General features: G+C 64.6%; 11 protein-coding genes. All 11 read left to right on the top strand.

Annotated elements, in window-relative coordinates; all coding sequences use genetic code 11:
• The first annotated feature begins 178 nt into the window (after window positions 1–178).
• The 11 genes from chvE (at window position 179) to nrdI (ending at window position 12,936) form a co-directional block, all read left to right on the top strand.
• Window positions 179–1,297 carry a multiple monosaccharide ABC transporter substrate-binding protein gene (gene chvE / locus E3O42_RS03705; RefSeq protein ID WP_277613166.1) on the top strand — a complete coding sequence of 373 codons (1,119 nt, stop codon included), beginning with the start codon at window positions 179–181 and terminating at the stop codon, window positions 1,295–1,297.
• A gap of 86 nt (window positions 1,298–1,383) precedes the next feature.
• Window positions 1,384–2,913, top strand: a complete 1,530-nt coding sequence (mmsA, locus tag E3O42_RS03700) for a multiple monosaccharide ABC transporter ATP-binding protein (protein ID WP_134452557.1) — start codon at window positions 1,384–1,386, stop codon at window positions 2,911–2,913.
• Window positions 2,914–2,946: 33 nt separating this feature from the next.
• On the top strand, window positions 2,947–4,188 hold the full coding sequence (gene mmsB / locus E3O42_RS03695) for a multiple monosaccharide ABC transporter permease (protein WP_134452556.1): 1,242 nt from the start codon (window positions 2,947–2,949) through the stop codon (window positions 4,186–4,188).
• Between the two features lie 818 nt (window positions 4,189–5,006).
• Window positions 5,007–5,603, top strand: coding sequence for a hypothetical protein (locus E3O42_RS03690; protein WP_134452555.1), 597 nt, complete (start codon window positions 5,007–5,009; stop codon window positions 5,601–5,603).
• Between the two features lie 345 nt (window positions 5,604–5,948).
• Complete coding sequence (locus E3O42_RS03685; protein WP_134452554.1) at window positions 5,949–6,932, top strand: ABC transporter substrate-binding protein; 984 nt, start codon at window positions 5,949–5,951, stop codon at window positions 6,930–6,932.
• A 144-nt stretch (window positions 6,933–7,076) separates the two neighbouring features.
• On the top strand, window positions 7,077–8,600 hold the full coding sequence (locus E3O42_RS03680; protein ID WP_134452553.1) for a sugar ABC transporter ATP-binding protein: 1,524 nt from the start codon (window positions 7,077–7,079) through the stop codon (window positions 8,598–8,600).
• On the top strand, window positions 8,597–9,640 hold the full coding sequence (locus E3O42_RS03675) for an ABC transporter permease (RefSeq protein WP_134452552.1): 1,044 nt from the start codon (window positions 8,597–8,599) through the stop codon (window positions 9,638–9,640). The genes E3O42_RS03680 and E3O42_RS03675 overlap by 4 nt, the downstream gene beginning before the upstream one ends.
• On the top strand, window positions 9,637–10,653 hold the full coding sequence (gene yjfF, locus E3O42_RS03670; protein ID WP_134452551.1) for a galactofuranose ABC transporter, permease protein YjfF: 1,017 nt from the start codon (window positions 9,637–9,639) through the stop codon (window positions 10,651–10,653). The genes E3O42_RS03675 and yjfF overlap by 4 nt, the downstream gene beginning before the upstream one ends.
• An 82-nt stretch (window positions 10,654–10,735) precedes the next feature.
• Window positions 10,736–11,782 carry a LacI family DNA-binding transcriptional regulator gene (locus tag E3O42_RS03665; RefSeq protein WP_134452550.1) on the top strand — a complete coding sequence of 349 codons (1,047 nt, stop codon included), beginning with the start codon at window positions 10,736–10,738 and terminating at the stop codon, window positions 11,780–11,782.
• A gap of 383 nt (window positions 11,783–12,165) precedes the next feature.
• A complete protein-coding gene (nrdH, locus tag E3O42_RS03660) occupies window positions 12,166–12,399 on the top strand; it encodes a glutaredoxin-like protein NrdH (protein WP_066592430.1) in 234 nt (77 codons plus the stop codon).
• 54 nt (window positions 12,400–12,453) lie between these two features.
• Window positions 12,454–12,936, top strand: a complete 483-nt coding sequence (gene nrdI / locus E3O42_RS03655) for a class Ib ribonucleoside-diphosphate reductase assembly flavoprotein NrdI (protein WP_134452549.1) — start codon at window positions 12,454–12,456, stop codon at window positions 12,934–12,936.
• Window positions 12,937–12,942: the final 6 nt, after the last annotated feature.

Genomic DNA, 12,942 nt, shown 5'->3' with positions numbered 1-12,942 from the left:
AGATCGCTCACACCGAGCTTCTCGTGATCGATGAGACCACCACCCTGCGGGACTTCTCCCGCGAGGTGCGTTGGAACCAGGCGTACTACCGCCTGGCGCAAGGCCTGTAAATCACACACGCACCACTCACTTGACCCATTTGACATCAAAGTCGATTGAAAATATGAAAGGAACCACAGTGAAGAAGAAAGCTTTCCTCGCGACCCTGGCAGCCGGTGCCATGGTTATTTCCCTGGCAGCCTGCTCCAGCGGAGGAGACTCTGGCGAGGGCGGGGGCGACGGCGGACTTGTCGGCGTCGCAATGCCCACGAAGTCCTCCGAGCGCTGGATCAACGACGGTAACGCCGTCAAGGAGCAGCTCGAAGCCGAGGGCTTCACCGTCGACCTGCAGTACGCAGAGGACGACATCCCCATGCAGGTTTCGCAGATCGAGAACATGATCACCAAGGGTGCCAAGGCCCTGATCGTCGCCTCCATCGACGGCACCACCCTCACCAGCGTGCTTCAGGACGCCGCAGACGCCGACATCCCCGTCATCGCCTACGACCGCCTGATTCGCGACACCGAGAACGTCGACTACTACGCCTCGTTCGACAACTTCAAGGTCGGCCAGCAGCAGGCCTGGTCGTTGCTGAACGGCCTCGGCCTGGTCGAGCTGGACGGAACGCCCATCGAGGGTGCCCCGGCCGGCCCGTTCAACGTTGAGTTGTTCGCCGGTTCACTGGACGACAACAACGCGTTCTTCTTCTACGACGGCGCGATGGATGTCCTCCAGCCGCTGATCGACGCCAAGACCATCGTGGTCAAGAGCGGCCAGACCGACATCGAGCAGGTTGCAACCCTGCGTTGGGATGGAGAAGAGGCACAGAGCCGCATGGAGAACATCCTGACGTCGACGTACTCTGACGGCAGCGTCGTCAACGGCGTGCTCTCCCCGTACGACGGCATCTCGCGAGGCATCATTTCTGCCCTCGAGGGCTCCGGCTACGCGGTGGGCCCGGAATGGCCCGCGATTTCCGGCCAGGACGCCGAGCTCGACTCGGTCAAGGCCATCGTCGCCGGCGAGCAGTACGGCACCATCTTCAAGGACACCCGCAAGTTGGCCGAGGTCGCCGTTTCGATGACCCTCGCCCTGCTGAACGGTAGCGAGCCGGAGATCAACAACACCACTGACTACGACAATGGCGTGAAGGTTGTGGACTCCTACCTCCTCGACTCCTCGATCGTGATCAAGGACAACATCACGGAGCAGCTGGTCGACAGCGGCTACTGGACCCAGGCCGAGATCGACGGCTAACAGTCACGTGTTCGTGACCGGCCGGCGGGGCGACTTGCCCCCGCCGGCCGGTCACTACAACGTATAGACCTAAGAAAGGAACGCACGTGACCACCAACATCCTCGAGATGCGCGGTATTACCAAGACCTTCCCCGGCGTCAAGGCGCTGCAGGACGTGACGCTCAACGTTGCTCGCGGCGAAGTTCACGCCATCTGCGGTGAGAACGGCGCGGGTAAGTCCACGCTGATGAAGGTGCTCAGCGGCGTTTACCCGCACGGCACCTACACCGGCGACATTGTCTTTGAAGACGAGGTCGTTGAATTCAAGGACATCAGGGACAGCGAAGCCAAGGGCATCGTCATCATCCACCAGGAACTCGCACTGAGTCCCTACCTCTCCATCGCGGAGAACATCTTCCTCAACAACGAACAGCGCGGCGCCTTCGGCCTGATCGACTGGAACAAGACCAACACCGAGGCCGTCAAGCTGCTCGCCCGCGTGGGCCTGCGGGAGAACCCCACGACCAAGATCATGGACATCGGTGTCGGCAAGCAGCAGCTCGTGGAGATCGCCAAGGCGCTCTCCAAGCGGGTGAAGCTTCTCATCCTGGACGAGCCGACGGCCGCCCTCAACGACGAGGACTCGGACCACCTGCTCAACCTGATGCTGCACCTCAAGGGTCAGGGCATCACGTCGATCATTATCAGCCACAAGCTGAACGAGATCAAGAAGGTCTCCGACGCCGTCACGGTCATCCGCGATGGCAAGGCCATCGAGACGATCGCCAAGGTCGACGTGACAGAAGACCGCATCATCAAGGACATGGTCGGCCGCGACCTCGAGCACCGCTACCCGGACCACACGCCGAACATCGGCGAGGAAATCCTGCGGGTCGAGGACTGGACCGCGCACCACCCCCAGGACCCGTTCAGGGTCATGGTCGACAACGTCAACCTGAACGTGCGACGTGGCGAGATTGTGGGAATCGCCGGGCTCATGGGCGCCGGGCGCACCGAGTTCGCGATGAGCCTGTTCGGCCGCAGCTACGGTAGCCGCATCACCGGCAAGGTGTTCAAGGCCGGCAAGGAGATCAAGACCCGCACGGTCACCGAGGCGATCGACAACGGCATCGCGTACGCCACCGAGGACCGCAAGACCTATGGCCTCAACCTCATCGAGGACATCAAGCGTAACATCTCGATGGCCTCGCTGGGCAAGCTTGTCAAGGGCGGACTGGTTGATGACAACGAAGAATTCAAGGTCGCCAACGAGTACCGCACGAGCATGAACATCAAGGCGCCGACCGTGCTGGCCAAAACGGGGAAACTCTCCGGCGGCAACCAGCAGAAGGTCGTGCTGTCGAAGTGGATCTACTCGAACCCTGACGTGTTGATCCTGGATGAACCCACCCGCGGTATCGACGTCGGCGCCAAGTACGAGATCTACGCGATCATCAACGCCCTCGCCGCACAGGGCAAGGGCGTCATCGTGATCTCGTCGGAGCTGCCAGAGCTGATCGGCATCTGCGACCGCATTTACACCCTCTCCGAGGGGCGCATCACGGGAGAATTCCCGATCAATGATGCCACCCCGGAGACCCTTATCAAGCACATGACCATGGAAAAGGCCCGTTAGCGTCGGCGCTATCGGAATAGGAGAAACGTCAAAATGAGTGATCTCGAAACCAAGCCGGCGAGCAACACGCCCGAAGGTGCACAAGTCAATCCCAGCAACTCCAAGGCGGGGGCCTGGGTCAGCCACGTCATCGCCGACCTCGGCAAGAACGGCATTTTCGTCGCTCTGATCGTGGTGGTCGTGCTGTTCAGCTTCCTGACCGACGGCATCCTGCTGCGGCCGCAGAACATCTCGAACCTGATCGTGCAGAACGGTTACATCCTCGTTCTCGCGGTCGGCATGGTGATGGTCATCATCGCCGGCCACATCGACCTGTCGGTCGGCTCGGTCGCCGCCTTCGTCGGTGCCATGTCCGGTGTGTTCGCGGTGACCTGGGGCCTGCCCTGGTGGCTCTCGATCATCCTGTCGCTCCTCGTCGGTGCCCTCGTGGGGGTCTGGCAGGGCTTCTGGATCGCCTACGTGGGGATCCCTGCGTTCATCGTGACGCTGGCCGGAATGCTGATCTTCCGCGGTCTGGCGCTCGCAGTACTCGGCAACGCGAACATCGGTTCATTCCCGGCCGAGTACCGTGCCCTCGGCAACGGCTTCCTCACGGATGTCTTCGGCGAGTTTGAGCTGGATCCGCTCACCCTGGGTGTCGCCGCGCTGGCGATCATCGCCCTGATCGTGCAGCAGGTGCGCACCCGTCGTGGCCGTGCCGCGTACGGCCAGGAAACCGAACCGCTGGTCTGGTTCATCGGCAAGCTCGTGCTCATCACCGCCGGTATCGGCATGTTCGCCTACGCCCTCGCCTCCTACAAGGGCATCCCCGTGACGCTGATCGTGCTGGCCGTGCTGATCCTGGTCTACGGCATCATCATGAACCGCAGCGTCTTCGGTCGTCACATCTACGCGATCGGTGGCAACCTGCATGCCGCTGAGCTGTCGGGCGTCAAGACCCGCAACGTGACGTTCTGGCTGTTCGTGAACATGGGCGTGCTCGCTGCCCTCGCCGGCCTGATCTTCACCGCCCGCCTGAACCTGGCCGGTCCGAAGGCCGGTGACGGCTTCGAGCTCGAGGCCATCTCCGCTGCCTTCATCGGTGGAGCCGCCGTGCAGGGTGGTGTCGGCACCATCGGTGGCGCCATCATCGGTGGTCTGATCATCGGTGTGCTGAACAACGGCATGTCGATCATGGGCATCGGCATCGAGTGGCAGCAGGCCGTGAAGGGCCTCGTGCTGCTCCTGGCCGTCGCCTTCGACGTCTACAACAAGCGTCGCTCCGGCGGACGCTAGGCACCACGCCTTTCCCGGCCGCCGGCCCCGCCTCTTCGGATGCGGGGCCGGCGGTCTTTGTGTGCCCGCCGCGGCTTCTGGCTCCGCACGGTGGCCCGCCCCATGTCTCGCGGCCCTCGTTGTGTGTGGTGGCCCGCGGTAGAGCACGTGCCGCCGGGGTCGGTGCGTGCCGCGGGGGCTATTGCGTGCCGCCGGGGCGGGCGAGCCGTTGGGTGGAGCACACGCGGAGCAGGGAAGGCCTGGCAGGCGCGCGTCCTCCACAGAGAGCGATGACGCGATCTCCGCACCGGTTCCTGGACGGTGCGTTGCTGTCGGTGCACGGCGCGTGAAGCTGCCGTATGTCCAACCTCCAGCCCTCGCCGTCCAGCCGATCGAACGCAGACGATCCTTCGGGTACCAGTCGCCGTCATCCGGCTCTCCGCCTCGCTGAAGTGGTCGGCGCTCGGCATGGCGGTCTTCTTCCGGCCGGGGCCCTGCGAGAGGCTGGAGTCTCCTCGCGCCGCCTGCACACCCTGTGCGCGGAGGGCGTGCTGCACAGTATCCGCCGCGGCGTGTACGTGGCGGAAGAGCGTTGGCGCGCAGCGGGTGTCGATCAGCGGTACAGCTTGCTGGTGAAAGCGACCGCTCTGGCCGCCAGAGAGCCGCTGGTCTTGTCGCATCAGTCTGCGGCCGTACTGCACGGGCTGCCGCTAATTGGGCCCTGGCCGGCCACGGTGCATGTCAGTACGCCTGGCGCGATCGGCGGCAGCAGCGCACGATTCATCACCAGCCATCGAGGGCCGTCGCCGGTAGATATCCAGGTCATCGAGGGGTGCCGGGTGACCTCTCTCGCCCGCACGCTGGTGGATGTTGCGACGACGTCGACCCTCCTCGCCGGAGTGACGATGGTGGATCACGCGCTGCGTGTTGAGCAGGCCCGGGTTGAGCGGGAGCTCAAGCAGGCTCGGAGAGGGCACATCCCGGGGCGCCCCGCGCTGAGCAAGGAAGACCTCTACCTAGAGCTTGCGGTCGTGAATCCGCGCACCGGCCGGATGCGCGCCGAACAGGCGATCGCCTTCGCGAACCCGCTGGCGGCGAACCCGGGGGAGACGCTGAGCCGGGTGCGCATCTTCCAGCTTGGCTTCGCCGCCCCGGAGCTGCAGGTGTGCTTTCCCGACATCCTCGGCGGAGATGCCTGGGTGGACTTCTTCTGGCGCCGGGTGCGCAAGATCGGCGAATTCGACGGTTTCCTCAAGTACGGCACGGGACCAGTCCTCGGCGATCGTGACCCGAGTGCGGTGGTCTGGCGGGAAAAGCAGCGCGAGGACGCGTTACGGGCCCGGGTGTCGAGCTTTGACCGTTGGGGTTGGGACCTCGCACTCTCACCCACCCGCTTCCACGGCTTCCTCACCGAGCGGGGAGTGCCCCGCGCCTGATCGCATCCGTTCGCGGCACGTATTGTGTGCCGCGGCCCGTGTCGTTACGCGGGCCGCCACACTCAACGCGGGCCGCCACACTCAACGCGGCCGTGAAACGTAACGTGTGCCGTGAGCACGAGCGCCGCCGCGCGGCGATGCGGATGTTGTCCGGGTGTGGTGCCTGCGGCGCGGGGTGGTGCGATGGGCATGGGCCGCCGCTCGTGATGAAATTGGCATGAAATAGGGGTTGTGAGCGCTAACTTGTGAGCGCTAACATTCCCACAACGGTCAGAATCGACCGCTCCCGGCACCAAGGCACGCAGCGCGGTACCGCCGGGAAACTAAACAAGGAGGTTTGGTTAGATGAAGAAAATTATTGGTATGGCTGCTGCCGGAGCGATGCTCCTGGCTTTGGCCGGTTGTGCGTCGGGCGCCGACTCCTCGACGGGCGCGGGCGACGCACCCGCCCCCGAAGATCTCATCGTGGGATTCTCCCAGGTAGGCGCGGAGAGCGGCTGGCGCGCAGCCAACACGAAAGACATCCAGGCGGCGTTTGAAGACGCGGGTATCGAACTGAAGTTCTCCGATGCGCAGCAGAAGCAGGAGAACCAGATCAAGGCCATCCGCTCCTACATCCAGCAGGGCGTTGACGTCATCGCGTTCTCGCCGGTGGTCGAGTCCGGCTGGGACACCGTGCTCAAGGAAGCCAAGGACGCCGATATCCCCGTTGTGCTGACCGACCGTTCGGTCGACTCGGCGGACACTTCGCTGTACGTCTCGTTCCTCGGCTCCGACTTCGTCGAAGAGGGCAAGAAGGCGGGAAATTGGGCGACCGAGGAGTTCGCCGACGCCGACGCCGTCAAGATCATCCAGCTTGAGGGCACCACCGGTTCAGCGCCGGCTATCGACCGTGCTGAGGGTTTCGCCGATGTTATCGGCAGCGACCCGAAGTTCGAGATCGTGGCCAGCCAGACGGGTGACTTCACCCGCTCCGGCGGCAAGCAGGTCACCGAGGCGCTGCTGAAGTCCAACCCTGACGTCGACCTGATCTACGCACACAACGACGACATGGGCCTGGGCGCGATCGAGGCCATCGAGGCGGCCGGCCTGAAGCCGGGCGTCGACATCAAGATCCTGACGATCGACGCGGTCAAGGACGGCATGCAGGCGCTGGCAGATGGCAAGATCAACTTCATCGTGGAATGCTCGCCGTTGCTCGGCAAGCAGTTGGTCGACATCGTGAACAAGGTGGTGGCCGGCGAAGAGGTTGAGACCCGCATCGTCACTGAAGAGACCACCTTCACACAGGAAGAGGCTATCGCGGCCCTGCCGGACCGGCAGTACTAGCCACACGGCACCACCCGCACCACCAGATTGGCACCACCCGCTCGCCGCGGGCCGACACCCAACCGGGGCCGGCCCGCGGCGACAGCGCAACAGGCATCGCCCGCAGTCCCAGACCGCCATCCGTCTCAATGAAGAGAGCCAGGCATGACCACTCAGGCCCCCGTCGTCGACATGACGAACATCTCAATCTCGTTCCCCGGCGTGAAGGCGCTCGACCGGGTGAACTTCCGCATGTTCCCGGGCGAGGTGCATTCGCTGATGGGGGAGAACGGCGCCGGCAAGTCGACCATGATCAAAGCGCTCACCGGTGTCTATCCGATCGACTCCGGCAGCATCATGCTCGACGGAAAGCCGCTCGTGATCAGCGGGCCTGCGCAGGCGCAGGAGGCCGGCATCAGCACGGTGTATCAGGAGGTGCACCTGCTCACCAACCTCTCGGTGGCCGAGAACATCATGCTCGGCCGGGAGCCGCGCCGCGGTGCCGCGATCGACTGGAGGGCCATGCGGGCCAGGGCGGCAGAGATCCTCGACGGACTGAACCTCGACATCGACCCGGCATCGCAGCTCGGCTCACACTCCCTGGCGGTGCAGCAGCTCGTGGCCATCGCCCGCGCGATCGACGTGCAGGCGAAGGTGCTCATCCTCGACGAACCGACTTCCAGCCTCGACGTCGACGAGGTCTCCGAACTGTTCCGCGTCATCCGCTCGCTCAAAGAGGACGGCGTGGCGATCCTGTTCGTCTCGCACTTCCTCGAGCAGGTCTACGAGATCTCCGACCGGCTCACCGTGCTGCGCAACGGCCAGCTCGTTGGCGAATACCTCACCGACGAGATCCTGCGCATCGAGCTCGTGCACAAGATGATCGGCAAGGACATCGCCGTGCTCTCTGACCTCGACCGCAAGGCCCGCGCCCCGATCAGCGAGGAGAGCGAGGAAATGCCCTTCGTGCAGGCGATCGGCCTGGGTCGCAAGGGCTCCATTGCCCCCGTTGACCTCGACGTCTACGAGGGTGAGGTCGTGGGCCTGGCCGGGTTGCTCGGCTCCGGCCGCACCGAACTGGCCCGGCTGCTCTCCGGCGCGGACCGGCCCGACCACGGTGAACTCAAGATCGGGGGGCGTGCGCTCCGGCTGCGCACCCCGCGCCTGGCCCTGAAGAGCCGCATCGCCTACTCCTCGGAGAACCGGCGCAGCGAGGGCATCATCGAAGACCTCAGCGTGCGCGACAACATCGTGCTCGCACTGCAGGCCGACCGGGGCTGGTTCCGGCGCATCCCCAGGAAGCGACAGGACGAGCTCGCGGCCAGCTATATCCAGGCCCTCAACATCCGCCCACCGGATCCGGACGCCATTGTGAAAAACCTCTCCGGCGGCAACCAACAGAAGGTGCTGTTGGCCCGGTGGCTGGCCGTCGCCCCACGCCTGCTGATTCTGGACGAACCCACCCGCGGCATCGACGTGGGTGCCAAGGCCGAGATTCAGAAGCTCGTCTCAGATCTGGCCGAGAACGGGATGTCGGTGGTTTTCATTTCAGCCGAGCTGGAGGAGGTGCTGCGCCTCAGCCACCGCATCGTTGTGATGCGTGACCGGGAAAAGGTTGCCGACATCGTCAACGACGACGTCACGGTGGGTCAGATCATGACCCTCATCGCGAGCGGAGCAGAATCATGAACCCCACAGTCAGCAAGGCTCTCAAGCACAGACTGTTCTGGCCGATCGTCACCCTCCTGGGCCTTCTCGTGCTGAACGTGGCGGTCTACCCCTCGTTCTTCTCCATTCGCTTGCAGGACGGCCACCTCTTCGGCAGCCTGATCGACATCCTCCGCAACGGAGCACCCACCCTGCTGGTGGCGCTGGGCATGACCCTGGTGATCGCGACCCGCGGTATCGACCTGTCGGTCGGTGCGGTCGTCGCCATTTCCGGTGCCCTGGCCTGCTCGATCATCGCCGGCTCCTCCGACCCGAACAGCCCGACCACGGTGCTGGCAGCGGTCGGCATCTCCATCATGCTGGCCCTCGTGCTCGGCGCCTGGAACGGATTCCTGGTGTCGGTGATCGGTATCCAGCCCATCATCGCGACGCTTATCCTGATGACGGCCGGCCGGGGGCTGGCGATGCTCATCACCGAGGGCCAGATCGTCACCATCAACTCGGCACCGTACAAGGTGATAGGCGGCGGATACTGGCTCGCTTTGCCCGCGTCGATCGTCATCGCCCTGGGGATGTTCGCCCTCGCCGCACTGCTCACCCGCAAGACCGCGCTCGGTCTGCTGATCGAATCCGTGGGCATCAACCCCCAGGCCAGCCGCATCGCCGGCGTGCGCAGTCGCAGCATCATCTGGATGGTCTACATCTTCAGCGGTCTGTGCGCCGGAATAGCCGGGTTGATGATCAGCTCCAACGTGACCGCCGCCGACGCCAACAACGCCGGCCTCTGGATCGAGATGGACGCCATCCTCGCCGTCGTGATCGGCGGCACCTCGCTGGCCGGCGGACGATACTCGCTCGGCGGCACCTTGATCGGCGCGGCAATCATCCAGACCCTCACCACCACGGTTTACACCGTCGGCATCGCCCCCGAAATCACCCTGGTCTTCAAGGCCCTCGTGGTGATCATCGTGTGCCTGCTGCAGTCACCCGCCCTCCAAACGCGCCTCGGGTCGCTCCGCCGCAGACCCGTCACGACTTCCACCGGAGGGGTCCTCTCATGAGCATCCGCACGATCGACCCGACCACCGCCCGCCCCAAGTTCGTGCCGTCGCGCCGCCGGTTCGACCTCGGCTCGCGGTACACCCCGGTGCTGGTGACCCTGGTTCTGCTCATCGCCATGTGGGGCGTCGGAGCCACCCGGTACCGCGGTTTCCTTTCGGTGCAGATGCTGCTCAACCTATTGATCGACAATTCCTTCCTGCTGGTGCTTGTGGTCGGCATGACCTTCGTAATCCTGACCGGGGGTATCGACCTGTCGGTGGGGTCGGTGGTGGCCCTGTCCACCATGATCGCGGCGTCGCTGCTGCGGGCCGGCTGGCCACCGCTTGCCGTGATCGTCATCGTGCTCGTCGTGGGCTCCACCCTCGGGATGCTGGTGGGCCTGGTCATCCACTTCTTCGAGATCCAGCCTTTCATCGCTACCCTCGCCGCCATGTTCCTGGCCCGTGGGCTCTGCTACGTGATCAGCTTGAACTCGATTTCGATCACCAACCCGTTCTTCGTCGACATGGCGCAGACCCGTATCCCGCTGGGGCCTGGGCTGATGATCACTCCCAGCGTGATCATCGCCGTGATCGTGGTGGGCATCGCGTTCTTCGTGCTGCACTACACCCGCACCGGCCGCACCGTGTACGGCATCGGCAACGGCGGCCAATCCGCGATGCTGATGGGCTTGCCCGTCGCCCGCACCCGGGTGCTCGTCTACGTGATCAGTGGGTTCTGCTCCGCCCTCGGTGGGGTGCTCTTCACCTTTTATACGCTGTCTGGATACAGCCTCACCGCGGTCGGAATGGAGCTGGATGCGATCGCCGCTGTCGTCATCGGTGGCACCCTGCTCACCGGAGGCTCCGGCTTCATCCTCGGTTCCGTGCTCGGCGTGCTGGTGCTCGGCATCATCCAGACCATCATCAGCTTCGAGGGCACCCTGAGTTCCTGGTGGACCAAGATCGTGATCGGCGCCCTGCTGCTGGTCTTCATCGTGCTGCAGCGCCTCCTCACCACTCTGCGGCGGTAATGCAGGGGCTCGGCAGTCGAGAGAATAGTAGTGCGCGGATTTCGGCGCATCGGTGCGGTCGCACCGGCTGCAGGAGGTGGTTGTGACGGACGACTATAAGGCGCGCGTCGCGACGATCTTCGACGTGGCCCGGCTCGCCGGGGTGTCGCATCAGACGGTGTCGCGGGTGCTCAATGACCTGCCCAACGTGCGGCCGGCCACCCGGCAGCGGGTGGAGAAGGCCATCGCCGCGCTGAACTACCGGCCCTCGCCCGCCGCGCGCGCCCTGGTCACCCGGCGGTCGCGCACCATCGGGCTGATCACGACGGGAGGGCCGGACTACGGCCCCTCCAGCGCCGTGCTCCATTTCAATGAGGCGGCGCGCAATGCGCGGTACGCGGTGAGCATGGCCAGCATGCTCAAGTCTGAACCGGATTCGCTTCGATCGGCGGTGGAGCTGTTGCTGCGCCAGAACGTGGAGGCGATTGTGCTGATCGCGGCCCACCGTGGCGCCCTGGACGCCGTGCAGGGGATCGAACTGGGCGTGCCGCTCGTCGCGGTGGACTCCAGCGGTCGGAGCGGCTTTCACAGTGTGGCCATCGACCAGTACCGCGGGGCCAGGGCCGCTGTCGCCCACCTTGCCGGGTTGGGTCACACCCGCATCCGCCACCTCGCCGGGCCGGCCGACTCGATGGATGCGCTCGAACGTGTGCGCGGCTGGCGTGACGAGCTGGCTGCCCGCGGGCTGGTGGCGCTGGAGCCTATGGTGGGGGACTGGTCGCCGGCCAGCGGATTCGGCTTCGGCACGGCGCTCGCCCAGCAGGGAGCGTCGTTGGATTTCACGGCGGTATTCGCCGGCAACGACCAGATGGCGCTGGGCTTGGTGCACGCTCTCACCGGGCATGGTTTCACGGTGCCGCGAGACGTGAGCGTGATCGGCTTCGACGACATCCCCGAGTCGGCCTACTTTGCTCCGCCGCTGACGACCATGCGGCAGGACTTCGACAGCCTAGGCCGGGACATTCTGTTCACCCTTCTGGCCGTGCTCGCCGACGAGGACTCACCGGGAGTGCCGCCCATGGTGCCAGAGCTGGTCATCCGTTCGTCGACGGCGCCGCCGCCGCGACCGTCGCTCCCGACCGGCGGATAGAGCACCTGCCGTCGCCGGTCGCGCCCGACGTGCCCGACGCGCCCGGCGACGAATTCCACAGGGTGAAATCCGGGCGTTCCGCTACCTGTGGATAACTGAGCCCGGCGCCGCGGGATTCTGCGGCTTTCGACTGATACGGCCTGTTGACAACCGGTGGAATGTCGGTGGATAAGTACACAATTGTAATTCCCGCATGTAGTGGCTGTTCCCATTCGCAATCACTAGATGTAGTATTGAAGTCCAAGCAATCGCACAACGCTTCACAAAGAACTTCGCACTTCACGGGTGCATTTCCACCACATTTCAACTACGTCTTCACCACGGATTTCGCACAGCTTTGCCTACGGTCCTGAACGACGAGAACGATACGAGAGGCCTCTTCGATGGCAATCACCGTTTACACCAAGCCGTCCTGCGTGCAGTGCACCGCGACCTACCGCGCCCTGGACAACAAGGGCATCGAGTACAACATCCTCGACCTGTCGGCCGACGAGAACGCACTCGAGGCCGTCAAGGCGCTCGGCTACCTGCAGGCGCCCGTCGTCATCACCGATGAGGACCACTGGTCGGGCTTCCGTCCCGACAAGATCAACGAACTCGCCGCGCGCCTGGCGTAACCGCCAGTGCGCCTGGGGGGCGCCGACCGCACAACTCGCACGAAAAGGGGACCCATGCTGCTTCAGGCTGATTCCACTCGCGAGTCCACTGCCGGTGCGGCCGAACGGGCCGCCGGGGAGATCGACGCCGGAGACGTGGACATCGTCTACTTCTCGAGCACCTCCGGCAACACCCAGAGGTTCGTCGAGAAGCTCGGCCGCCCCGCCGCCCGCATCCCGCTCTACGCCAAGGATGCGCCGCTCGTGGCCCGGAAGCCGTTCGTGCTCGTCGTGCCGACCTACGGCGGCGGCGATCTGGGGCCGGCCGTGCCGCGCCAGGTCATCCGCTTTCTAAACGACAAACGCAACCGCTCACTCATCCGCGGCGTCATCGGCGCCGGGAACACGAATTTCGGTGTGGCGTTCTGCCTCGCCGGGGACATCATCGCTCAGAAGTGCGGTGTGCCCCACCTGTATCGCTTTGAAGTATTCGGCACACCGGACGACGTAGCCGCCGTTCACGAAGGATTGGAAGAATTTTGGAAGCAACAGCCGTGAAGGTCA

The sequence above is a fragment of the Cryobacterium adonitolivorans genome (assembly GCF_004402695.1).
GTDB classification, from domain to species: domain Bacteria; phylum Actinomycetota; class Actinomycetes; order Actinomycetales; family Microbacteriaceae; genus Cryobacterium; species Cryobacterium adonitolivorans.
This window is presented reverse-complemented; position numbering and strand designations above follow the sequence as displayed.

Excerpts from the sequence above, each read along its gene's own strand:
- mmsB (WP_134452556.1), top strand. The coding sequence starts at position 2,947 with ATGAGTGATCTCGAAACCAAGCCGGCGAGCAACACGCCCGAAGGTGCA.
- E3O42_RS03685 (WP_134452554.1), top strand. The coding sequence starts at position 5,949 with ATGAAGAAAATTATTGGTATGGCTGCTGCCGGAGCGATGCTCCTGGCT.
- E3O42_RS03680 (WP_134452553.1), top strand. The coding sequence starts at position 7,077 with ATGACCACTCAGGCCCCCGTCGTCGACATGACGAACATCTCAATCTCG.
- E3O42_RS03675 (WP_134452552.1), top strand. The coding sequence starts at position 8,597 with ATGAACCCCACAGTCAGCAAGGCTCTCAAGCACAGACTGTTCTGGCCG.
- yjfF (WP_134452551.1), top strand. The coding sequence starts at position 9,637 with ATGAGCATCCGCACGATCGACCCGACCACCGCCCGCCCCAAGTTCGTG.
- nrdH (WP_066592430.1), top strand. The coding sequence starts at position 12,166 with ATGGCAATCACCGTTTACACCAAGCCGTCCTGCGTGCAGTGCACCGCG.
- nrdI (WP_134452549.1), top strand. The coding sequence starts at position 12,454 with ATGCTGCTTCAGGCTGATTCCACTCGCGAGTCCACTGCCGGTGCGGCC.